This is a genomic window from Saccharopolyspora hordei, from assembly GCF_013410345.1.
GTDB classification, from domain to species: domain Bacteria; phylum Actinomycetota; class Actinomycetes; order Mycobacteriales; family Pseudonocardiaceae; genus Saccharopolyspora; species Saccharopolyspora hordei.
Genome location: NZ_JACCFJ010000001.1, coordinates 1,989,484 through 2,012,162 on the forward strand (window position 1 = coordinate 1,989,484; position 22,679 = coordinate 2,012,162).

At 74.9% G+C, this 22,679-nt stretch carries 16 protein-coding genes, 1 pseudogene and 1 riboswitch; of the genes and pseudogenes, 8 read left to right on the forward strand and 9 right to left on the reverse strand.

The features are described from left to right. Window positions 1–6: 6 nt before the first annotated feature. The 3 genes from HNR68_RS09385 to HNR68_RS09395 all read left to right on the forward strand — a co-directional run bounded on the left by HNR68_RS09385 (window position 7) and on the right by HNR68_RS09395 (window position 4,506). Window positions 7–1,437 carry a pyridoxal-dependent decarboxylase gene (locus HNR68_RS09385; protein WP_179719579.1) on the forward strand — a complete coding sequence of 477 codons (1,431 nt, stop codon included), beginning with the start codon at window positions 7–9 and terminating at the stop codon, window positions 1,435–1,437. Window positions 1,438–2,083: 646 nt separating this feature from the next. After that, window positions 2,084–3,883: a sensor histidine kinase gene (locus tag HNR68_RS09390; protein ID WP_179719581.1), complete on the forward strand. Its 1,800-nt coding sequence runs from the start codon at window positions 2,084–2,086 to the stop codon at window positions 3,881–3,883. Continuing rightward, window positions 3,868–4,506 carry a response regulator gene (locus tag HNR68_RS09395; RefSeq protein WP_179719583.1) on the forward strand — a complete coding sequence of 213 codons (639 nt, stop codon included), beginning with the start codon at window positions 3,868–3,870 and terminating at the stop codon, window positions 4,504–4,506. Before HNR68_RS09390 ends, HNR68_RS09395 begins: the two co-directional genes overlap by 16 nt. 171 nt (window positions 4,507–4,677) lie before the next feature. Here HNR68_RS09395 and HNR68_RS09400 read toward each other — a convergent pair whose 3' ends face one another. After that, window positions 4,678–4,947: a DUF1876 domain-containing protein gene (locus tag HNR68_RS09400; protein WP_179719585.1), complete on the reverse strand. Its 270-nt coding sequence runs from the start codon at window positions 4,945–4,947 to the stop codon at window positions 4,678–4,680. A 470-nt stretch (window positions 4,948–5,417) separates the two neighbouring features. Here HNR68_RS09400 and cobA point away from each other — a divergent pair, with 470 nt between their 5' ends. Continuing rightward, on the forward strand, window positions 5,418–6,641 hold the full coding sequence (gene cobA / locus HNR68_RS09405) for a uroporphyrinogen-III C-methyltransferase (RefSeq protein WP_179719587.1): 1,224 nt from the start codon (window positions 5,418–5,420) through the stop codon (window positions 6,639–6,641). A 96-nt stretch (window positions 6,642–6,737) separates the two neighbouring features. On the opposite strand, the gene cobN is transcribed toward cobA, so the two are convergent. Continuing rightward, window positions 6,738–10,349: a cobaltochelatase subunit CobN gene (gene cobN / locus HNR68_RS09410; RefSeq protein ID WP_179719589.1), complete on the reverse strand. Its 3,612-nt coding sequence runs from the start codon at window positions 10,347–10,349 to the stop codon at window positions 6,738–6,740. 113 nt (window positions 10,350–10,462) lie between these two features. Then, a riboswitch (cobalamin riboswitch) is annotated at window positions 10,463–10,584 on the reverse strand. A 130-nt stretch (window positions 10,585–10,714) separates the two neighbouring features. Here cobN and HNR68_RS09415 point away from each other — a divergent pair. The 3 genes from HNR68_RS09415 to HNR68_RS09425 are packed head-to-tail and all read left to right on the forward strand — an operon-like array spanning window position 10,715 to window position 14,099. Then, entirely contained in the window at window positions 10,715–11,932 is a 1,218-nt protein-coding gene (locus HNR68_RS09415; protein WP_179719591.1) for a precorrin-3B synthase, read from the forward strand. 32 nt (window positions 11,933–11,964) lie between these two features. Beyond that, complete coding sequence (locus HNR68_RS09420; RefSeq protein ID WP_179724827.1) at window positions 11,965–12,591, forward strand: precorrin-8X methylmutase; 627 nt, start codon at window positions 11,965–11,967, stop codon at window positions 12,589–12,591. Continuing rightward, the gene (locus HNR68_RS09425) at window positions 12,588–14,099 is read left to right on the forward strand and encodes a precorrin-2 C(20)-methyltransferase (protein ID WP_179719594.1); all 1,512 of its coding nucleotides are present in this window, start codon (window positions 12,588–12,590) and stop codon (window positions 14,097–14,099) included. Before HNR68_RS09420 ends, HNR68_RS09425 begins: the two co-directional genes overlap by 4 nt. Here the strand turns inward: HNR68_RS09425 and HNR68_RS09430 are convergent. After that, window positions 14,087–14,863, reverse strand: coding sequence for a cobalt-precorrin-6A reductase (locus tag HNR68_RS09430; RefSeq protein WP_179719596.1), 777 nt, complete (start codon window positions 14,861–14,863; stop codon window positions 14,087–14,089). The genes HNR68_RS09425 and HNR68_RS09430 overlap by 13 nt on opposite strands. A gap of 87 nt (window positions 14,864–14,950) precedes the next feature. On the opposite strand from HNR68_RS09430, the gene HNR68_RS09435 reads away from it, so the two are divergent. After that, complete coding sequence (locus HNR68_RS09435; RefSeq protein ID WP_179719598.1) at window positions 14,951–16,033, forward strand: cobalt-precorrin-5B (C(1))-methyltransferase; 1,083 nt, start codon at window positions 14,951–14,953, stop codon at window positions 16,031–16,033. A gap of 180 nt (window positions 16,034–16,213) precedes the next feature. Here the strand turns inward: HNR68_RS09435 and HNR68_RS09440 are convergent, their stop codons facing one another. From HNR68_RS09440 to HNR68_RS09465, 6 genes and pseudogenes are all read right to left on the reverse strand, one after another. Next, window positions 16,214–17,362 carry an IS481 family transposase gene (locus tag HNR68_RS09440; protein WP_179719600.1) on the reverse strand — a complete coding sequence of 383 codons (1,149 nt, stop codon included), beginning with the start codon at window positions 17,360–17,362 and terminating at the stop codon, window positions 16,214–16,216. A gap of 260 nt (window positions 17,363–17,622) precedes the next feature. Beyond that, entirely contained in the window at window positions 17,623–18,366 is a 744-nt protein-coding gene (gene cobM / locus HNR68_RS09445) for a precorrin-4 C(11)-methyltransferase (RefSeq protein WP_179719602.1), read from the reverse strand. Further along, complete coding sequence (gene cbiE, locus HNR68_RS09450) at window positions 18,363–19,589, reverse strand: precorrin-6y C5,15-methyltransferase (decarboxylating) subunit CbiE (RefSeq protein ID WP_343050028.1); 1,227 nt, start codon at window positions 19,587–19,589, stop codon at window positions 18,363–18,365. Before cbiE ends, cobM begins: the two co-directional genes overlap by 4 nt. A gap of 25 nt (window positions 19,590–19,614) precedes the next feature. Further along, a complete protein-coding gene (locus tag HNR68_RS09455) occupies window positions 19,615–20,016 on the reverse strand; it encodes a pyridoxamine 5'-phosphate oxidase family protein (RefSeq protein ID WP_179719604.1) in 402 nt (133 codons plus the stop codon). A 42-nt stretch (window positions 20,017–20,058) separates the two neighbouring features. Continuing rightward, a complete protein-coding gene (locus HNR68_RS09460) occupies window positions 20,059–21,474 on the reverse strand; it encodes a DEAD/DEAH box helicase (protein ID WP_179719606.1) in 1,416 nt (471 codons plus the stop codon). Window positions 21,475–21,672: 198 nt separating this feature from the next. Next, a pseudogene (locus HNR68_RS09465) lies at window positions 21,673–22,519 on the reverse strand (RIO1 family regulatory kinase/ATPase domain-containing protein). Between the last annotated feature and the right edge of the window lie 160 nt (window positions 22,520–22,679).

Consider the following 22,679-nt stretch of genomic DNA (forward strand, 5'->3'; position numbering starts at 1 on the left):
GGACACATGTCACCGGAGGAGTTCCGGGTCTTCGGCAGGCAGGTCGTCGACTGGATCGCCGACTACCACGCCGGCATCGAGTCGCACCCGGTCCGGTCGCAGGTGCGGCCGGGCGAGGTCCGGGCGCAGCTGCCCGCGCACCCGCCCGAGCGGGGCGAGCCGTTCGAGGAGGTGCTGCGCGACCTCGACGAGGTGCTGCTGCCCGGGGTGACGCACTGGCAGCACCCCAGCTTCTTCGCCTACTTCCCGGCCAACGCCAGCGGTCCCGCCATCCTCGGCGACCTGCTCTCCAGCGGGCTCGGCGTGCAGGGCATGGTGTGGGCGACCAGCCCGGCCTGCACCGAGCTGGAGACCGTCGTGGTGGACTGGATGGCCGAGCTGCTCGGGCTGCCCGAGCACTTCCGCACCGACGCGGCGGGCGGTGGTGTCATCCAGGACTCCGCGTCGAGCGCCGCCCTGGTGGCCTGCCTGGCCGCGCTGCAGCGGGTCAGCGGCGGCGACGTCGCGGCGAAGGGCATCACCCGGCGGCACACCCTCTACGTCTCCGAGCACACCCACTCGTCCCTGGAGCGGGCCGCGCGGATGGTGGGCATCGGCGCGGACAACGTGCGGGTCGTCGCCGTCGACCCGGGCACGCTCGGCATGGACCCGCAGCACCTGGACGACCTCATCGCCGAGGACCTCGCGGCCGGTGCGGTGCCCACCCTGGTGTGCGCGACGGTCGGCACCACGTCGACCACCGCGATCGACCCGGTCCGCGCTGTCGGGGAGGTGTGCCGGCGGCGCGGGGTCTGGCTGCACGTCGACGCGGCGTACGCGGGCGTGGCGGCGATCTGCCCCGAGCTGCGCTGGATCAACGACGGGGTCGGCGAGTTCGCCGACTCCTACTGCACCAACGCGCACAAGTGGCTGCTGACCAACTTCGACTGCAGCCTGCTGTGGCTGGCCGACCGCGGGCCGCTGGTCGACGCGCTGTCGATCCTGCCGGAGTACCTGCGCAACCCGGCCACCCTGTCCGGTGAGGTGATCGACTACCGCGACTGGCAGGTGCCGCTGGGACGGCGGTTCCGGGCGCTGAAGCTGTGGTCAGTGCTGCGCTGGTACGGGGCCAGCGGGTTGCGCGAGCACATCCGCACCGGGGTGGGGCTCGCGCAGGAGTTCGCCGACTGGGTGCGCGAGGACCCCCGCTTCGAGCTGCTGGAGCCGCACCCGCTGGGACTGGTGTGCTTCCGGCCGCGGTTCCCGGAGCTGTCGCCGGAGCAGGCGGAGGAGCGCACGCACGAGGTCATGGAGTCGCTCAACGCCTCCGGGGAGCTGTACCTGACGCACACCAAGGTGGACGGCCGGACGGTGCTGCGGTTCGCGGTGGGGTCGCCGCAGACCGAGCGCCGGCACGTGCTCGCCGCGTGGAAGCGCATCCAGGAGGCGGTCGGCTAGCCGGCCCGCGACCAGCGCGCACCCGCCGAGCACGAGCAGGTTCCCGGGCCGCTCGCCCGCGGCGGCGGCGTGCAGGGCGTGCACGGCCGCACCGGTCGGTGGCGCCCAGGAACCCGGGACGAGGCCGGGCAGCAGCACGACCGCCGCGAGCACCGGGCCGCCCACCGCGGCGCACAGCAGCCCGACGGACAGCACGGCGAGCGTGGCCGGCGGTCCGGCCAGCAGCAGCGCGGACGCCTGCTCCGGCGTGGTCGCGCGGGCCGCCGCGAGGAGGGTCACCGCGCAGGCGGCCAGCAGGTCCGCGGCGAACCGGGCCACCGGGTCCGGACCCGGCCGCGCCGCGAGCGCGACACCGGCGACGCACAGCGCGGTGCCGGCGGCGAGGTCGCCGAGCAGGGCCACCCCGCAGAGCGCGACCCGCGGGCTGCGGACCAGACCCGCCAGCTCGGCACCGGTCCGCCGGGGCAGGTCGCCGGTGCGCGACCCCCGGTCTTCCGGTGGGTTCGAGGACATGCCGGTGACGCTAGGCGCGCGCCGGACCTGCGGGGATGGCGCTGGCTCCCGATCGGGGGTGGACTTCCCTCCACCCCCGGTTCGGCAGCTGAGTGCAAGGTCCGGACCGCGGCGGCGCACGACAATGATCCCCATGTGGATGACAACTGCGCGGCGCGGAGCCGCGGTCGCCCTGCTGTCGCTGGCCGGACCGCTGCTCTTCGTCGCCTACGCGCTGGGCCTGTGCGTGTCGACGCTGGGCTCGCCGTGGCTGGGGGAGCGGGTCGTGGGGTGGTGCCGGGCCGCGGTCGACCGGGCCCGCCGGCTGGCCGGTGAGTGGTGCGAGGTGCCGATCGCCTCGCCGTACCGCCCGGCCCCGCCGGCCCCGCAGCCGGACGCCGAAGGCTGGTACCGCTACGAGAAGACGCTGTACCGGACACCGCGCGTGCCGCGCTACCTGCTGCGGGTGCACTGGCTGGCGGAGGACCCGGCGACCGGCCGGGACATGAGCTGGCTGCTGCTCGGCACGGTCGTCGGACCGCTGCTGGGGCTGCTGGCCGTCCTCGGTGGCCAGCCCGTGCTCCGGGCCTACGGGCGGTGGACGCGCACCCGGCTGGCCCCGGCCGAGCCGCGGCCGTGGCAGCTGTGGGTCAACCGCGGGCTGCGCGACCTCTGGCGGCTGGCCGTGCTCGCCCTGCTGGCGGTCGTGCACACCGCGTGCGGTGTGGTGCTGGTCGTCCTGTTCGTGCTCACCCACGTGCTCGGCGCGTTCCTGTGGTGGCCCTGGTGCGCGGCGCTCGCCCAGCGCCTGGCCGGGCTGGGGCGGCGGCTCGCCGGGACCTGGTCGGGCACGCCGGTGGACGAGCTGTACCGGCCGCTGGTCGAGCCGGTGCCCACCGCCGACGGCTTCTACCGGGTGGGGCGCGAACTGCGCAGGTCCCCGCGCCCGGCGCTGCGGCGGGCCCGCTACCGGCGTGCGATGACCGATCCGGCGACCGGGCGGGACGTGCTGTGGCTGCTCGGCGACGGTCCGGTCACCGCCCTGCTGCTGGCGCCGGTCGTGGCGCTGTGCTGGGGCTTCGCGTGGGGACTGTGGATCCCGTTCTGGGTGTGGGTCGGGCGGTTCTTCGCCGACTACCCGTCGCCGTGGGAGCACGTGTGGGCGCCCGCGAAGTGGCTCGCGGACACCCCGCTGCTCGGGGGGCCGCTGGGGCTGCTGTGCGGTGCGGCCGTGCTCGCCCTCGCCCCGGTGCTGCTGCGCCTGCACGGCCGCTGGACGCGCGCGCTGCTGGCGCCCACCGAGAAGGCGCGGCTGGCGGCACGGGTCCAGCGGCTCGCCGAGACCCGCGCCGACGCGGTCGACGCCGAGGATGCCGAGCTGCGCCGCATCGAACGCGACCTGCACGACGGCGTCCAGGCCCGGCTGGTGGCGCTCGGGCTGAAGCTCTCCGCCGCCGAGCAGCTGGTGGAGCGGGAACCGGAGCGCGCCCGGGAACTGCTGGGCGAGACCAAGGCGGACTCCGGTGCGGCGCTGGCCGAGCTGCGGTCGCTGGTCCGCGGCATCCGGCCCCCGGTGCTCACCGAGCGCGGGCTGGTCGACGCGGTCCGCGCGGTGGCGCTGGACCTGGTGGTGCCCGTCGAGGTCGAGGCCGACGTGCCGGGGCGGTGCCCGTCGGCGATCGAGGCCGCCGCCTACTTCGCGACCCTGGAGCTGATCACGAACGCGGTCAAGCACGGCCGCGCGGAGTCGGTCCGCGTCCAGCTGCGGCACGCCGACCACGTGCTGCGGGTCGTGGTCACCGACGACGGCGTGGGCGGTGCCGATCCCGAACTGGGCGGAGGTCTGCGCGGGATCCGCCGCCGCATCGGTACGTTCGACGGGACCCTGGAACTGACCAGCCCACGCGGTGGTCCGACCGCGGCGATGATGGAGATCCCGTGCGAGTTGTCCTAGCCGAAGACCTCTTCCTCCTCCGCGACGGGCTGCGCACCCTGCTCGAGGCGCACGGCTTCGAGGTGGTGGCCGCGGTGGAGACCGGGCCGGAGCTGGAGCGGGCGCTGGTCGAGCAGCGCCCGGACGTGGCGGTCGTCGACGTCCGCCTGCCGCCGACCCAGACCGACGAGGGCCTGCGGGCCGCGCTGGCAGCCCGGCGCGAGGTCCCCGGGCTGCCGGTGCTGGTGCTGTCCCAGCACGTCGAGCAGCTGTACGCGCGGGAGCTGCTGGCCGACGGCGCCGGTGGCGTCGGCTACCTGCTCAAGGACCGGGTCTTCAACGCCGACCAGTTCCTCGACGCGGTGCGCCGGGTCGCCGCCGGCGGCACCGCGATGGACCCCGAGGTGATCTCCAAGCTGGTCGCCCGGCGCACCACCCCGCTGCAACGGCTCACCCCGCGCGAGCACGAGGTGCTGGCGCTGATGGCCGAAGGCCGCTCCAACGCGGCGATCGCGCAGCAGCTGGTGCTCAGCGACGGCGCGGTGAGCAAGCACATCGCGAGCATCTTCAGCAAGCTCGACCTGGCCGGCTCCGGGGACAGCAACCGCCGCGTGCTCGCGGTGCTGGAGTACCTCAAGCCGTGAGCTCGCGCGGGCGCACCGCGGTGCCGCTGGGCGTGCGGGCCCGGCAGGGGCTGGGCGACGACGTGGTGGACCTCGCCGCGGAGGCGGCCCGGGAGGCGCTCGAAGCGCGCTCGGGACCGCGCCCGCGCGACGGCTCGGCGTCGCGCGGGGCCGGTCGGTGCGCCGCTGTGGTCAGGCGGGCAGGTGCACCCGGCGGTGCAGGCGCTCGCCGATCTCCTTCGACGCGTTGTCCAGCAGCTTGTGCGCCAGCTCGAACAGGGCGCGGGCGATGGCGATCTCGTCGCCGACCTGCGGTACCTCCGGGTCGTCCGGGTGGCGTCGCGCGGTGCCGTGGCCGTGCAGCGCCTGACCGGACGGCGTGGTGAACCCGACGTCGGCGGTGGTCTTCGACCCCGCCTCCACGACCTGCAGGTTGAGCGTGATGGTGTGCGTCTCGTTCATGGTGGCCTCCTGGGTCCCCCGTGGGCCCGCGGCTGCGAGCCCGTCAGGTCGCCGGTAGCCCCAGCATGCGCGTGTCACCGTCCTCCGGGAGGTTGATGTTCAGCCGTTCAGGCGACAGCTCGGGGTGGCCCGGAGCCGGCGGTGATCGTGGTCACCGGGCGGTCGGACGCGGCGAGGTCGATGTCTACCGTGGACGGTCCGGGCAGCGGTACCGGGGTGAGGAGGACGTGTTCTGCGCCGCAGTCGGAGCCCTCTGCTTCCGGGCGCGTTCGTGGCAGGATGGTCCGCACCGCGCTCAGGCGCGCAGCGCGAGCGTGGGTGACGGACGTCCGCGAGCGGTTCGGCGACGGCGCCGTGCGGTCCGGCCGGTGGTCGTGCGCCACGACGAGGTGGCCACCGCGCCGCCACGCTCCTCCCAGCACCAGGTCCCGGCGACGCTGCCGGGGCGAAGCACGACATGGACTACGGACATGACCAAGCACCTTGAGCACCACTACTTCGCAGGTCTGGACCTCACCGGGAAGCGGGTGGTGGTCGTCGGGGCGGGCACCGTCGCGCAGCGGCGGGTGCCGCGGCTGATCGGCTCCGGTGCCCGGGTCGAGGTCATCGCGCCGGAGGCCACCCCGGCCGTGGAGGCGATGGCCGACGCGGGCGAGCTCACCTGGCACCGGCGGCCGTACGCGCCCGGTGACCTGGAGGGTGCCTGGTACGTGGTGGCGTGCGCGACCGGCGGCGAGGTGAACGCGGCCGTCGCGGCGGAGGCCGAGGAGCGCCGCATCTTCTGCGTGCGCGCCGACGACGCCTCGCAGGGCACCGCCGTCACCCCCGCGGTCGCCCAGCACGGTGGCCTGCTGCTCGGCGTGCTGGCGGGCGGGGAGCACCGGCGGTCCGCCGCGGTCCGCGACGCGCTCGCCGAGGCGCTGCGCACGGGTGTGGTCGACGACCGCTCCGAGGCGCCCGCGCCCGGCGTGGCGCTGGTGGGCGGCGGTCCCGGTGACCCGGACCTGATCACGGTGCGCGGCCGCCAGCTGCTGGGACGCGCGGACGTGGTGATCACCGACCGGCTGGCCCCGCGCGAGCTGCTCGAGGAGCTGGGCCCGCACGTGGAGGTGGTGGACGCCTCGAAGATCCCCTACGGGCGCGCGGCGAACCAGGAGGTCATCAACTCGCTGCTCGTCGAGCACGCCAAGGCGGGCAAGTTCGTGGTGCGGCTCAAGGGCGGCGACCCCTACCTGTTCGGGCGCGGTTTCGAGGAGCTGCTGGCCTGCGCCGAGGCCGGTGTCGCGGTGACCGCCGTGCCCGGCATCACCAGCGCCTTCGCGGCCCCGGCGGCGGGGGACGTGCCGGTGACCCACCGCGGGGTCGCGCACGAGGTCGTGGTGGTGTCCGGCCACGTGGGACCGCACGACGAGCAGTCCCTCGTGGACTGGCCGGCGCTGGGGAGGATGCGCGGGACCATCGTGCTGCTCATGGGCGTCAAGCGGATCGCGGAGTTCGCCGAGGTCCTCGTCGAGCACGGGCGCGACCCGGGCACCCCGGTCGCCGTGGTGCAGGACGGCACCACCCGCAACCAGCGCACGCTCCGCTCGACCCTCAGCGAGGTCGCCGACGCGGTCCGCGAGGCCGACATCCGCCCGCCGGCGGTGATCGTCATCGGCCCGGTCGCCGACCTCGCCCCGGAGTCCCGCCGCTGAGGGCGCCCACCAGCCGACGTCCGCGATCCCGGCCCCGGACCCCGCGGAGGGGAGCGGCACCGGAACGGCGAGGGGCGCGCCTCACCCCGTCGAGGGTCAGCGTTGGGGGCCGTCCTCGAGGTCGCCCTCGGTCTGGAGGTAGACCTCGTGGAGGGCCTGGAGGGTGTCCGGGTCCGGCTCCTGCCACATCCCGCGGTTGGCCGCCTCCAGCAGGCGCTCGGTGATGCCGTGCAGCGCCCACGGGTTGGACTCGGTGAGGAACCGCTGGTTCTCCTCGTCCAGCACGTAGGTCTCGGCCAGCTTCTCGTACATCCAGTCGGCCACCACACCGGTCGTGGCGTCGTAGCCGAACAGGTAGTCCACTGTGGCCGCGAGCTCGAAAGCGCCCTTGTAGCCGTGCCGACGCATCGCCGCCAGCCACCGCGGGTTCACCACCCGGGCCCGGAACACCCGCGAGGTCTCCTCGGTCAGCGACCGGGTGCGGATCGAGTCGGGGCGGGTGCTGTCGCCGATGTAGGCCGCCGGTGCCTTGCCGGTCAGCGCGCGGACCGTGGCGATCATGCCGCCGTGGTACTGGAAGTAGTCGTCGGAGTCGGCGATGTCGTGCTCGCGGGTGTCGGTGTTCTTCGCCGCCACCGAGATCCGCTCGTAGGCGCTCTCCATGTCGGCGCGGGCCGGTACGCCGTCCAGGTCGCGGCCGTAGGCGAACCCGCCCCACACCGCGTACACCTCGGCCAGGTCGGCGTCGTCGCGCCAGTTCCGGCTGTCGATCAGCGGCAGGATCCCCGCACCGTACGCGCCGGGCTTGGAGCCGAAGATCCGCGTGGTGGCGCGGCGTTCGTCCCCGTGCTCGGCGAGGTCGGCCTGCGCGTGCGCGCGCACGAAGTTCTGCTCGTCCGGCTCGTCGAGCGCCGCGACCATGCGCACCGCGTCGTCGAGCAGCGCCACCACGTGCGGGAAGGCGTCCCGGAAGAAGCCGCTGATGCGCACCGTGACGTCGATGCGGGGGCGGCCCAGCTCCTCGAGCGGGACGACCTCCAGCCCGTTGACGCGGCGCGAGGCCTCGTCCCAGGTCGGCCGGACGCCGAGCAGCGCCAGCACCTCGGCGATGTCGTCGCCGGCGGTGCGCATCGCGCTGGTGCCCCACACCGACAGGCCGACCGAGCGCGGCCAGTCCCCGGTGTCGGCGCGGTAGCGGTCGAGCAGCGACTCCGCGATGGCCCACCCGGTCTCCCACGCCAGCCGGCTGGGCACGGCCTTGGGGTCGACGGAGTAGAAGTTGCGGCCGGTGGGCAGCACGTTGACCAGCCCGCGCAGCGGCGACCCGCTCGGCCCGGCCGGCACGTACCCGCCCTCGAGGGCGTGCAGCGTCGCGCTCAGCTCGTCGGTGGTGGCCGCCAGCCGCGGCACGATCTCGGTGGCGGCGAACTCCAGGACCCGCACGACCGCGTCGTTGCGCTCGCCCAGGACCTCGCGGCACACCTCGGCCGCCGCACCGGCGTCCCAGCCGCGGTCCTCCATGCCCTGCACCAGGCCGTGCGCGCGGGACTCGACGTCGTCGACCTGGTCGCGGGCGGCGCTGCCGTCCTCGGCGAGCCCGAGCGCCTCGCGCAGGCCCGGCAGCGCGGCGCTCTGCCCGCTCCACACCTGCCGGGCCCGCAGCATCGCGAGCACCAGGTTGACGCGGGCGTCGCCGGTCGGGGCTTCGCCGAGGACGTGCAGCCCGTCGCGGATCTGGGCGTCCTTGACCTCGCACAGCCAGCCGTCGACGTGCAGCAGCATGTCGTCGAACTCCGCGTCGTGCGGCCGCTCCTCCAGCCCGAGGTCGTGGTCGAGCTTGGCGGCCTGCATCAACGTCCAGATCTGGCTGCGGATGGCGGGCAGCTTCGCCGGGTCCATCGCCGAGATGGTGGCGTGCTCGTCGAGGAGCTGTTCCAGCCGGGCGATGTCGCCGTAGCTCTCCGCGCGGGCCATCGGCGGCACCAGGTGGTCGACGAGGGTGGCGTGCACCCGGCGCTTGGCCTGCGTGCCCTCGCCGGGGTCGTTGACCAGGAACGGGTAGATCAGCGGCAGGTCGCCCAGCGCCGCGTCCGGGGCGCAGGAGGCGGACAGGCCGGCGGTCTTGCCGGGCAGCCACTCCAGGTTGCCGTGCTTGCCCAGGTGCACCATGGCGTGCGCGCCGAACTCGTCGACCAGCCAGCGGTAGGCCGCCAGGTAGTGGTGGCTCGGCGGCAGGTCCGGGTCGTGGTAGATCGCGATCGGGTTCTCGCCGAAGCCGCGCGGCGGCTGCACCAGGAGCACGACGTTGCCCGCGCGCAGGGCGGCGAGCACGATCTCGCCGTCCGGGTCCTGGGAGCGGTCCACGAACAGCTCGCCGGGCGGCGGCCCCCAGTGCTCCTCGACGCCGGCGCGCAGGTCCTCGGGCAGCGTCGCGAACCACTCCGCGTAGCGGCGGGCCGGGATGCGCACCGGGTTGCCGCTCAGCTGCTCCTCGGTCAGCCAGTCGCGGTCCTGCCCGCCGGCGGCGATCAGCGCGTGGACCAGCGCGTCGCCGTCCTGCTCGGCGACCCCGGGCAGCGCGTCCGGGCCGTCCACCGGGCCGACGTCGTAGCCCTGCTCGCGCAGCGCCCGCAGCAGCCGCACCGCGCTGACCGGGGTGTCCAGGCCGACCGCGTTGCCGATCCGGGAGTGCTTGGTCGGGTAGGCCGAGAGCACCAGCGCCACGCGCTTGTCCTGCGGCGGCACGTGCCGCAAGCGGGCGTGCCGGACGGCGGTGCCGGCCACCCGGGCGGTCCGCTCCGGGTCGGCGACGTAGACCGGCAGGCCCTCGGAGTCGTTCTCCTTGAACGAGAACGGCACGGTGATGAGCCGGCCGTCGAACTCGGGCACGGCCACCTGCGTGGCCATGTCCAGCGGGGACAGGCCCTCGTCGTTGTCCTCCCAGGCGGCGCGGGTGCTGGTCAGGCACAGCCCCTGCAGGATCGGGACGTCCAGTTCGGCGAGCGCGCCGACGTCCCAGGCTTCGTCGTCGCCACCGGCCGAGGCGGTGGCGGGCTTGGTGCCGCCCGCGGCCAGCACGGTGACCACCAGCGCGTCGGCCTCGCGCAGCCGCTCCAGCAGCCCCGGGTCGGGGGTGCGCAGCGAGGCGCAGAACAGCGGTAGCGGCCGCCCGCCGGCGTCCTCGATGGCGTCGCACAGCGCGTGCGCGAACGCGGTGTTGCCCGCCACGTGGTGCGCGCGGTAGTAGAGCACCGCGACGGTCGGGCCGTCGGTGCGCCGCGGGGTGCGCTCCAGCACGCCCCAGGTCGGGGTCTCCACCGGCGGCTCGAAGCCGTGCCCGGTGAGCAGGACCGTGTCGGAGAGGAACCGGTGCAGCTGCGCCAGGTTCTCCGGGCCGCCGTGCGCCAGGTAGCGGTGCGCTTCGGCGCACACCCCGGCCGGGACCGTGGAACACTCCATCAGCTCGGCGTCCGGGGCCTGCTCACCGCCGAGCACGACCACCGGGCGCGGCCCGGCCAGCAGCGCGTCCAGCCCCTCTTCCCAGGCCCGGCGGCCGCCGAGCAGCCGCACCACGACGAGGTCGACGCCCTCCAGCAGCGGGGGCAGGTCGTCCACGCCGAGCCGGGCGGGGTTGCCGAGCCGGTAGTCGGCGTCCGCGGCTCGCGCGCTGAGCAGGTCGGTGTCCGAAGTGGACAGAAGCAGGATCATGCGGTTCGCTCCTCGGCTCGGCGGGCAGCGTCGTCGAACCAGGGCGCGAGCGCGCAGCGCATGACAGCACCTCTCTCGGGGTCCTCGCCCCGGTCGGCAGGTCACGGCGACCGGAGTCTCCTGGCTCCCGGATCAGCGCTCGCTCCGCCTTCCCGTCCGATGAGGACAGTGGCGTGGTGGAGTCCGCTCCCCGGTGACAGTGGCGGGACCGCGCCGGATTCGCACCGGCTTCCTCCGCTCGTCGCCGCGTGTTGTGACCACTCTCCGTGGCAGGGCGATCTTACGTCAAGCCGCGCGGGCATGATGCGCGTCGCACCGGCTCCGAGTTTGCGTCCGCAACTACCGGGGTCCGTAGGATCAGCCGGGTGTTGCCACGAGCCAGACCAGAGCGGGACCGGTGCCCCGGCGCGCTGCGGGTGCACGAGGCCGCCGACGGCGGGTTGGCCCGCATCCGCGTCCCGGGCGGCGCGCTCACCCCGCCGCAGGTCCGCGCGATCGCCGAGGTCGCGGCGCTGGGTGACGGCGGCCTGGAACTGACCTCGCGGGCGAACCTCCAAGTCCGCGGCCTCCCGGCCGGGGCGGAGCAGGAGCTCGCCGCGCGCCTGCGTGCCGCGGGCTTGCTGCCCTCGGCCACGCACGAGCGGGTGCGCAACGTCGTCGGCTCGCCGTCCGCGGACGGCCGCGAGCTCGTCGACGTGCGCGCGGTGGCCGCCGACCTCGACGCCGCCCTCTGCGCCACCCCCGCCCTGGCCGGCCTGCCCGGACGGTTCCTGTTCACGGTCGACGACGGCAGCGGGGACGTCAGCCCGCTCGGCGCCGACGTCGGCGTGCGCGCGCGGAGCGCGGACACCGTGGCGCTGCTGCTCGCCGGGGCGGAGACCGGGCTGCGGACGACCCCGCAGCAGGCCGCCGCGACCGCGGTCGCCGCGGCGCAGGCGTTCCTGGACGAGCGGGCGGCTCAGGGCTCCTCGGCGTGGCGGCTGGCCGAACTGGACGGTGGCGCCCAGCGGGTCGCCGCACGGCTGGGCACGGGCCTGACCCCCGCCGATCCGGCGCCGCCGACGGCCACGCACGCGCAGGTGGGGCGCGTGGTCCGGCCCGACGGCACGGTCTCCGCGGTGGCGGGCGCCCCACTGGGCCGCCTCACGCCGGACCAGGTGGATATCATCACCGCCGCGTCCGAGGCCGCCGGCGAACTGCGCTTGACGCCCTGGCGGACCCTCGTCCTGCCCGCGCTGCGGCCGGACGAGGCCGAGCGGTGGCTCTCGGACCTCGGCGCACGCGGACTGCTCGTGGACCCCGCCGCGGACGGGGTCGGGGTCACCACGTGCGCCGGTCGGCCCGGGTGCGCGAAGTCGCGGGCCGACGTCCGCGAAGACGCCCGACGCGCGGTGCGGGCCGGTGCGCTGCCGGTGCACTGGTCGGGGTGCGAGCGGCGCTGCGGCCGCCCACCGGGACGCGTCGTGGAAGTGCTGGCCACCGGCGTCGGCTACCAGGTCGGTCTCGACGGAGCGACGTGGACCTGCGCAGCCGACGTCGACCAGGTGTCCGCCGCGCTCGACGCGGCACGGAGGAAAGTGTGAACGACAACAGCCCGGCCACCCGCTACCGCGGGGTGCCCGAGTACGTCCGCGACGGGGCGGAGATCTACCGCCGCTCCTTCGCCACGATCCGCGCGGAAGCCCGCTTGGACGGCCTGCCCCCGGAGGTCGCCGGGGTGGCGGTGCGGATGATCCACGCCTGCGGCATGGTCGACCTGGTCGACGACCTCGCGTTCTCCCCGGGCGTGGTGACCGCGGCGCGCGAGGCGCTGCGCCGCGGCGCGCCGATCCTGTGCGACGCGGCGATGGTCGCCGCGGGCGTGACCCGGCGCCGCCTGCCCGCGGACAACCCGGTGGTCTGCACGCTGTCCGACGAGCGCGTCCCGGCGCTGGCCGCCGAGCTGGGCACCACCCGCAGCGCGGCCGCCCTGGAGCTGTGGCGCGACCGGCTGGCCGGGTCCGTGGTCGCGGTCGGCAACGCGCCCACGGCGCTGTTCCGGCTGCTGGAGATGGTCGAGGACGGTGCGCCGAAGCCCGCTGCGGTGCTGGGCCTCCCGGTCGGGTTCATCGGCGCGGCGGAGTCCAAGGACGCGCTGGCCGCGCACCCGAGCGGACTGGAACACCTGGTGGTGCGCGGTCGCCGCGGCGGCAGCGCCATGGCGGTGGCCGCCATCAACGCGATCGCGAGCGAGGAAGAGTGAGCAGCAACGGCACGCTCTACGGCGTGGGCCTCGGCCCCGGCGACCCGGAACTGGTGACGGTCAAGGCCGCCCGGCTGATCGAGCGGGCGGAGGTGATCGCCTACCACAGCGCCCGCCACGGTCGGAGCATCGCGCGGTCCGTCGCCGAGCCGTACCTGCGGCCCGGCCAGGTCGAGGAAGCCCTGGTCTACCCGGTGACCACGGAGACCACCGACCACCCGGGCGGCTACCAGGGCGCCATCGACGAGTTCTACGCCGAGTGCGCGGCCCGGCTCGCCGCGCACCTCGAAGCCGGGCGCGACGTGGTCCTGCTCGCCGAGGGCGACCCGCTCTTCTACGGCTCGTACATGCACATGCACAAGCGGCTGTCCGGCCGCTTCCGCACCGAGGTGGTGCCCGGGATCACCTCCATCAGCGGCGCCTCGGCGGCGCTGGGACGGCCGCTGGCGGAGCGCGACGAGACCTTCACCGTGCTGCCGGGCACGCTCCCGCCGGACGCCCTCGCCGAGCGGCTCGCCGCGACCGACGCCGCGGCGGTGCTCAAGCTGGGGCGCACCTTCGACGGCGTGCGGCAGGCGTTCGAGAAGGCCGGCCGGCTGGACGAGGCGTGGTACGTCGAACGCGCCACCACCGACCGGCAGCGCTGCGCGCCGCTGGCGGAGGTCGACCCGGACGGCGTCCCGTACTTCTCCCTGGCGCTGCTGCCCGGACCGGCGGCCGCCACGGTCGAGGTCCAGGCGTCCGGGCCCGCTGCCGAACCCGCGGAGCGGGGCGAGGTCGTCGTGGTCGGCCTCGGGCCCGGCGGGCGGGAGTGGGTGACGCCGGAGGCCCAGGCCGCGCTCGCCGAGGCCGACGACCTGGTCGGCTACGCCCCCTACCTCGCGCGGGTCCCGGACAACCCGCGACAGCGCAAGCACGCCTCCGACAACCGCGTCGAGGCCGAGCGCGCCGAGTTCGCGCTCGAACTGGCCCGCCGCGGCTCGAAGGTCGCGGTGGTCTCCTCCGGCGACCCGGGGGTGTTCGCGATGGCCAGCGCGGTGCTGGAGGCCGCCGCGGAGCGCGCGGACGTGCCGGTGCGGGTGCTGCCCGGGATGACCGCGGCGCAGGCGGTGGCCAGCCGCGTCGGCGCGCCGCTGGGGCACGACTTCTGCGTGCTGTCGCTGTCCGACCGGCTCAAGCCGTGGGAGGTGATCGTCGACCGCCTGCGCGCGGCCGCCGCGGCCGACCTGGTGATCGCGGTCTACAACCCCGCCTCGCGCAGCCGGACCTGGCAGGTCGACGCCGCGCGGGACGTGCTGCTGGAGCACCGCTCCCCGGACACGCCCGTCGTCATCGGGCGGGCCGTCGGCAGCGAGCGGGAGAGCGTCGAGGTGGTGCGGCTCGCCGACCTCGCCCAGTCCGACGTGGACATGCGGTGCCTGCTCATCGTCGGGTCGTCCACCACCCAGCTCGCGCGCGGGGCGGACGGGCGCGACGTGGTGTTCACCCCGAGGCGCTACCCGGCGTGATCGCGCAGCACGTCGTCGAGCCAGGCCACGGCCTGGTCGACGGTCCCGGCCGACGGCGCGTCCGGCTGGGGCGGGCGCTGCACCATCACCACCGGCAGCCCGAGCTCGCGGGCCGCGGTGAGCTTCGCGCTCGTCATCGACCCGCCGCTGTTCTTGCTGACCAGCACGTCGATGCGGTGCTCGCGCAGCAGCGCGAGCTCGTCGTCGACGCTGAACGGCCCGCGGGCCAGCAGCACCGACGTGCGCGGCGGCAGCGGCGGTTCGGGCGGGTCGACCGCGCGGACCAGGAAGTGCAGGTCGAGCTCGGCGAAGTGGGCCAGCCCCTGCCTGCCGGTGGTGAGGAACACCCGCTCGCCCAGCTCCGGCAGCAGCGCGGCGGCCGCGGGCATCGACGGCACCGGGCGCCAGTCGTCGCCCGGCCCGGGCTCCCAGGCGGGACGGCGCAGGACGAGCAGCGGGCACCCGGCGCGCCGGGCCGCCCGCACCGCGTTGTCGGTGATGGTCCGGGCGAACGGGTGGGTGGCGTCGACGACCGCGCGGACGCGCTCGCGCCGCAGCCAGTCGGCCAGCCCGTCGGCTCCGCCGAACCCGCCGACGCGCACGTCACCGGGCGGCAGCTGCGGCCGCCGCACCCGCCCGGCCAGCGACGAGGTGACGTGCAGACCGGGCCGCCCGGCGAGCTCCCGGGCCAGCGCCCGGGCTTCGCCGGTACCGCCGAGGATGAGCACGCGGGCCGTCGGACCCGCCCCGTTGGCGAACCGCATGAGGGGCATTCTCCCGGCAGGGGCGTCCGCGGAGGGCGGGCGGCCGGGCGCGCGGCACACTGGGCAGCAGGAGTTCGGAGGCGGACGATGAGCGGACGAGAGGGGACCGGTCTGCGGTACGGCTGGACGACGGGGGCCTGCGCCACGGCGTCCACGGCCGCCGCCTACACGGCGCTGCTGACCGGCACGTTCCCGGACCCGGTCGAGATCGTGCTGCCGAAGGGGCACCGCCCGGCCTTCGCGCTGGCCCGCGAACGGCTGGGCGAGGGCTTCGCGATGGCGGGCGTGGTCAAGGACGCCGGCGACGACCCCGACGTGACGCACGGCGCCCTGGTGTCGGCGACGGTCCGCCACGGCGAGCCGGGTTCGGGGGTGGTCTTCCGCGCCGGCGAAGGGGTGGGCACCATCACCAAGCCGGGCCTGCCGCTGCCCGTCGGCGAACCGGCGATCAACCCGGTGCCGCGGCAGATGGTGCGTGAGGTCGTGGCGCGCGTGGCCGCCGAGCACGGCGGCAGCGGTGACGTCGTCGTCGAGGTGTCGGTCGACGGCGGCGAGGAACTGGCGCGGCGCACCTGGAACCCGCGGCTGGGGATCCTCGGTGGACTGTCCATCTTGGGCACCACGGGCGTCGTGGTGCCGTACTCGTGCTCGGCGTGGATCGAGAGCATCCGCCGCGGCGTCGACGTGGCGCGCGCCGAGGGGCTGCAGCACGTCGCCGGGTGCACCGGGAGCACCTCGGAGCGGGTCGTCACCGAGCTCTACGACCTGCCCACCGAGGCGCTGCTGGACATGGGGGACTTCGCCGGTGCGGTGCTGAAGTACCTGCGCAGGCACCCGGTCCCGCGGCTCACCGTCGCCGGCGGCATCGGCAAGGTCTCCAAGCTCGCCGACGGCCACCTCGACCTGCACTCCAAGCGCTCCCAGGTCAACTTCGAGCTGCTCGCGTCGATCGCCCGCGACGCGGGCGCCGACGCCGAGCTGGTCACGCGGGTCACCGGGGCCAACACGGCCCTCGAAGCGCTGCAGCTGTGCACCGAGGCGGGCGTCCCGCTCGGCGACCTCATCGCCGACCGAGCGCGCGCGTTCTGCCTGGAGACCCTGCGCGGCGCCCCGATCTCCGTCGACGTCGTCGTCATCGACCGCGCAGGCACCATCGTCGGCCGCTCGTGAGCGGACAAGCCACCCCCAGCCGGCGTTCGCGCTCACGACCCCAGCGGCGCGGTGGTCGTGAGTGGGCAGGCCGGTTCCAGCCGGTGTTCGCGCTCACGACCCCAGCGGCGCGGTGGTCGTGAGTGGGCAGGCCGGTTCCAGCCGGTTGTCGTGTCTCAGGTCCTCATGGACGGTTGTGTCTCATGACGTCGTGGACAGTTGTGGTGTGAGTCGTTGGTAGCGGACGCTGCGGTTGAGGGTCAGCGTCCGTACGACCGTGTCGTTGATCATGATGCTGACGCGGTCGCCTTGCCAGTGCAGGGTAGCGGTGTGTCCGGCCCATCGGCGGCCGATGACGATGGAGCAGTTGGAGAAGGCGACCACGCCGGTGCTGGTGACCGGGCGTTGAGTGGTCCCGGCCGGTGGCCGGGCGGCTTTAGTGGGGGTGGCTTTGGGGGTGGCGTGGTAGCGCTGCTGGGGTGTGTGGCCACCGATGCCTTGGTGGCGGCGGTTGTTGTACATCGCCCGGTACTGCTCCAGCAGCTGTTGTAGCTGCTCAAGGGTGGCCGGTGGGGGTTGTTTGGCCAGCCATCGGCGCAGGGTTTGGTGGCTGCGTTCGTCCTTGCCGCAGGTCTGGGGGTGGTAGGGGGTGGAGGCGATGGCCTGCACCCCGGTGGCGGCCAGGCGGCGTTCCAGCTCGGCCATGCCGCCGCGGTGCCGGGCTGAGAACGCCAGCCCGTTGTCGGTGAGGATCTTCACCGGCACCCCGTAGCCGGCGAAGGCCTGCTGCAGCGCCGCCCAGGTCTCCTCACCGTTTTCGCTGGTGGCGGCGTAGGTGCCCACATCCAGCCGGGAATGATCGTCCAGAATCTGCAGGATGCAGACCTTCTCGCCACCGGCGAGGTAGAACTCCATCCCGTCGATCTGCCACAGCCCGTTGGGCTCGGCGTATTCGAACCGGCGCCGACAGCGGGGGCGTTTACGCGGCTGCGGCACCACGTGGCCTTCAGCGACCAGGATGCGGTGGATCGTGGCCCGCGAGGGCACCGGCACCACCCCGAGCTCTTCCAGCCGCCACCCGATCGAGATCGCCCCGTTGTCCCGGCCCTCCTCGGCCAGCTGTTTGCGGGCCCGCACGATCGCCTCCCGCACCCGCGGCGGGGTCGTCGTCGGCCGCCGCCGCGGGGCCGACGACCGGCGCAGGAACCCCGCCGCCCCTTCCTTCCTGAACCGCGCGAGGTACTTGTAGAACACCGTCCGCGACACCCCGTGCTCGGCACAGAACCGCGAGATGTTCAGCTTCTCCCCGCCTGCCACCGCGGCCACCGCCGCGACCAGGTCCGGATCCATCGAAAACCCAGTTCCGCCCACCACTGATCATCATCAGCACCAGGCCAGCCAGTGTTCACGAGGTCCCGAAACACCAACTGTTCACGAGGTCCTGAGCAACAACAGCCGGTTCCAGCCGGTGTTCGCGCTCACGACGTCGGGGGTGTGGTGGTCGTGAGTGGGCAGGCCGGTTCCAGCCGGCGTTCGCGCTCACGACCTCAGGGACGCGGTGGTCGTGAGTGGGCAGGCCGGTTCCAGCCGGTGTGTGCACTCACGACTGATCAGTCGCGGCAGCGGTTCGGGGAGTAGAGGTGGCTGTCCGGGAACTCCGAGGCCGTCAGGACCTTCCCCACCACGACCACCGCGGTGCGCGTGATGCCCGCGGCGCGGACCTGCTCGGCGATGCCGGACAGCGGGGCGCGGAGGATGACCTCGTCCGGGCGGCTGGCGTTGGCCACCACGGCCACCGGGCAGTCCGGGCCGTAGTGGGGCACGAGCTCGTCGACGAGCTGCTCGATGCGGTTCACCGCGAGGTGCAGCACCATCGTCGCGCGGCTCCGGCCGAGCGTGGCCAGGTCCTCGCCCTCCGGCATCGGGGTCGCGCGGGCCGAGGTGCGGGTGAGCACGACGGTCTGCCCCACCCCGGGCACGGTGAGCTCGCGGTTCAACGAGGCCGCCGCCGCGGCGAACGCCGGGACGCCCGGCACCACCTCGTAGGGGACGCCCGCGGCGTCGAGACGGCGCATCTGCTCGGCGACCGCGCTGAACACCGACGGGTCACCGGAGTGCAGCCGCGCCACGTCCAGTCCGGACTCGTGCGCGGCCAGCATCTCGGCGAGGATCTCGTCCAGGGTCAGCTTGGCGGTGTCCACCAGCTTGGCGCCCTCGGGGCAGTGCTCCAGCAGCTCCACCGGCACCAGGCTGCCCGCGTACAGGCACACCGGCGAGGACGCGATGACGTCGCGGCCCCGCACGGTGATCAGGTCCGCGGCACCCGGCCCGGCGCCCACGAAACGCACGGTCATCGCTTGTCCACCACCCACTGCGTCACCGGCCGCGCGGGCCGCCAGCCGGTGAAGCCACCGATCGGTGCCGCTCGCTCCACCGAGATCCGGACCAAGTCGCCGCCGACACGGCGCTGCCAGTCGGCCACCAACGCCTCCAATTCCAACGTGACCGCGTTGACCACCAGGCGGCCGCCCGGGCGCAGCGCGGCCCAGCACGCCTCCAAGGCACCCGGTGCTGTTCCACCGCCCCCGACGAAGACGGCGTCGGGCTGCTCCAGGCCGTCCAGCGCGCGCGGCGCGGCTCCGGTGACCACCTGGAGCCCGGGAACGCCCAGCGCGCTCGCGTTCGCGACGATGCGCTGCGAGCGGTCCTCGCGGTGCTCGATCGCGATCGCCCGGCAGGACGGATCGCTGCGCATCCACTCGATCGCGATGCTACCGGCCCCCGCACCCACGTCCCACAGCAACTGCCGGGGCGCGGGCGCCAGCCGGGCGAGCGTGACGGCCCGCACCTCGCGCTTGGTCAGCTGCCCGTCGTGCTCGAAGGCGTCGTCCGGCAACCCCGGCGTGGTCGGCAGCGGGCGCGTCCCGGCGGCCGCCCGGCACTCGACGGCGATGACGTTCAACGCCGGCGCGACCGGCCGGTCCCAGTCGTCGGCGGTCGCGTCGATGCGGTCCTCCTGCTCGCTGCCGAGGTCGGAGAGCACGGTCATGCTGCTCGGCCCGAACCCGCGCTCGCGCAGCAGCGCCGCGACCGCGCGCGGGGTGCTGCCGTCGGCGCTGAGCACGAGCAGCCGGTTCCCCGGCTGGACGCGGGTGTGCAACAGCTCCACCGGCCTGCCGACCAGGCTCACCACCGCGGTGTCCTGCACCGGCCAGCCCATCCGCGCGCACGCCAGCGACAGCGACGACGGGTGCGGGACGACCCGCACCCGGTCGGGGCCCAGCAGCGTCACCAGGGTGGCGCCGATGCCGTAGAACATCGGGTCGCCGCTGGCCAGCACGCAGATCGACCGGTCGGCGTGCTCGGCGAGCAGGCCGGGCAGCGCCGGGAGCAGCGGGCTCGGCCACACCACCCGGTGCCCGGGCGCGTCCGGGACCAGGTCCAGCTGGCGCGCACTGCCGAACAGCACGTCTGCGGAGTTCACGACGGTCCGGGCGTGCCGGGACAGGCCCGCCGCACCGTCGGCGCCGATGCCGACGACGTGGACCAGCTCCGGCTCCTCCTGGGCAACGCTCACGGCACCACCTCACCACGCCGGGCGGTCAGACGTTGCCGAGGACCTCCAGCACGGAGATCTCGATCACCACCCGGGACGGGTTCTCCCGCGGCTTCTTGTAGCGCTGCTCGTACCGGCGCTCGGCGTCGGCCACCGCCTCGGGGTCGTCGCGCACCACGGCCACGCCGCGCAGGGTGGACCAGCGCCGCCCGTCGACCTGGCAGACCGCGACCTGCGCGCCACTGGGCCCGGCCTTGCGGATCTGCCGCGCCTTGTGCGACCGGCCGGAGGTGATCACCCGCGCGGTCGCCGTCCCGACGTCCAGGGTCACCCCGACCGGCACCACGTGCGGCGTGCCGTCGGAGCGCACCGTGGTCAGCGTGCTCAGGTGGCGTTCCTGCCAGAACCGCAGGAATCCCTCACCCACGTCGGCCAGTGTGCGGCTCACCGGGTCCCTCCTCCTGGGGTCGTCGTAGCGGCCGCCCCATCGTCACCCGGCCCGGCGAGCACCGCCGCGCCGGGGCCGCCCGCGGCGACCGTCCGCGCGCGACCCCTGGCCCTGGCGGCCGGTCCCGCGCTCCGGTGTGCGGGGGCGCGGCTGCGCCGGCGCGGTGAGCGGGACACCGCTGGGTTCGCGGGCTCCCGTGACGCGGGCCAGTGCGGCGTCCCCGGGCCGCACCGACGTGGTCCTGGCCTTGACCCCGGCCTGCGCGGCCATCGTGCGGAAGGCCTCCCGCTGGTCCTCGGTGACCAGGGTGACGACGGTGCCCGTGGCGCCCGCGCGGGCGGTCCGGCCGGCGCGGTGCAGGTAGTCCTTGGGATCGGCCGGGGGTTCGGCGTGGACGACGAGGCTCACGTCGTCGACGTGGATGCCGCGGGCTGCGACGTTGGTCGCCACCAGCGTCGTCGTCGCACCGCTGCGGAACTCCTCGAGGACGCGGGTGCGGGCGTTCTGCGCCTTGCCGCCGTGCAGCGCCCCGGCGGGGACCCCGGCCGCGCGCAGCTTCTTGGCCGTGCGGTCGGCGTGGTGCTTGGTGCGCACGAACAGGATCGTGCGGCCCTCGCGGGCGGCGATGCGCGTGAGCACCGCCTGCTTGTCCGCCGCGGTCACCAGGAACTGGTGGTGCTCCATGCTGTCCACGCTGGCCGCAGGGGGTGCCAGCGAGTGCACCACCGGGTCGGTCATGTACCGGTCGACCAGCTTGTCGACGTCGCCGTCGAGGGTGGCGGAGAACAGCAGCCGCTGGCCGTCCGCGGGGACGAGGTCGAGCAGGGCGCGCACCTGCGGCAGGAAGCCCATGTCGGCCATCTGGTCGGCCTCGTCGAGCGCGGTGCGCTCCACTTCGGACAGCACGCAGGTGCCCTGGCGGACGTGGTCGGCCAGCCGGCCGGGCGTCGCGACGAGGACGTCCACACCGCGCCGCAGCGTGTCGACCTGGCGGGTGAACGAGGTGCCGCCGACGACGTCCCGGACGTGGAGCCCGAGGGCCTTGGCCAGCGGGTTGAGCGCGTCGGTGACCTGGGTGGCCAGCTCGCGGGTGGGGACCAGCACGAGACCGCGCGGGTGCAGGGGGCGGGCGCTGCCCCGCTGCATCGCCAGCAGCGGCAGCCCGAACGCCAGCGTCTTGCCCGAGCCGGTCTGGCCGCGCCCGAGCACGTCGCGGCCGGTCAGCGCGTCGGGGATGGTGGCGGCCTGGATCGGGAAGGCCTCGACCATCCCGCGGTCGGCCAGCGCGCGCACCAGCCGGTCGGGCAACCCGAGGTCGGCGAACGGCGCCGGGTCGACCGCGGTCACCCCGACCTGGTCGAACAGGCTGCGCTTCGGCTGTTGCGGGGCGCGTTGGGGCCGGCGGCGGCGCGGTCGGCGGGACGAGCGCGCGGGCGTGGTGGACTGACTGAGTGGCACGAAGACTCCCGGGGAGTGGCACGTCACGGGGAGGCTTCGCGGGGAGTCCGCGGGCGATCACGAGGACGAGCCCGGCGCAACGGCGCCGATAGGTGGTCTGGAGCGTGTCGAGTGGACACGGGCCGGTGATCCGGCTGTCGCAGTCTAGCCGACCGGCCCGGCCGGCCGAGGACCGCGTCCGAGCCGGTCGGTGCGCCGTCACGAGCGCAGACCCGCTGCGGTGACGAGGCGTTCGACGAGCAGGTCCGGATCCGCCCGCGACTCGTCGGCTCCCCGGCAGCGGAACCAGCCGGCGATGTTGTGCGCGTCACGCCGCACGTGGTCCAGGCCCAGCGGGTCGGCCGCCAGGTCGACCGCCTGTGGCAGGTCGATGAGCACCAGCCGCCCGTCGTGCACCAGCACGGTGCACGCGGACAGGTCGCCGTGCGTGAAGCCGTGCTGGGCCAGCACGACCAGGGCGTCGGGTCGGCGCCGGGGCGCAGGGAGGCCAGCCGCGGGGCGGCCGTGCCGTCGGGGGTGCCGATGAACTCCAGCAGCACCTCGGTCCCGACCCGCTGCACCGGCGCGCCCGCGCGCCACAGCGCCGACAGCACGCGGAACTCCGCCACGGCCCACTGCTGGGCGATGATGCCCTTCCCGAACGACGTGCGGTGCTCGACCGCCCGCATCTCCCGGGACCTGCGCAGCCGCCTGCCCTCCCGGTAGCCGGCGTCGCGGTGGAACATCCGGTGGTCGGTGTCGCGGTACCGCTTGGACGCCGGCAAGCAGGAGTCGGCACCGGGCACGGCGCGCCGCACCAGCTGGACGTCGGCCTCCTCGCCGGTCTTGAGCACGCCGAGCTCGTGGTCGACGGCTGCCGGTCCGGTCACCGCCCAGGACGGGTGCGGCTCCGGGCCGCGCTCGCCGGTGTCCATGTGGACCACCGGTCGGCGCCGTCCGGGGGCGGCTGGGGATCGGGCTCGTCACGCAGCGCGGCGAGCCGTGCGCGCTCCTCCTCGGTGAGCCGACCGCGCCGGACGGGCTCGTCGTCGAAGCGCCGGCGCACGCCCTTGGGCGTGCGCGCCCCGGTTCTCCTGGCGCTGCGGAAGGTCGCGGAACCGTGCTCGGACTCGACGTGTTCGTACGAGGACGAGATCGGTGCTCCTCACGGGGCGGGGGCCTCCGCCCGGGCACCGAGAGCTCAGCGCGACCGCAGCGGAGGGGAG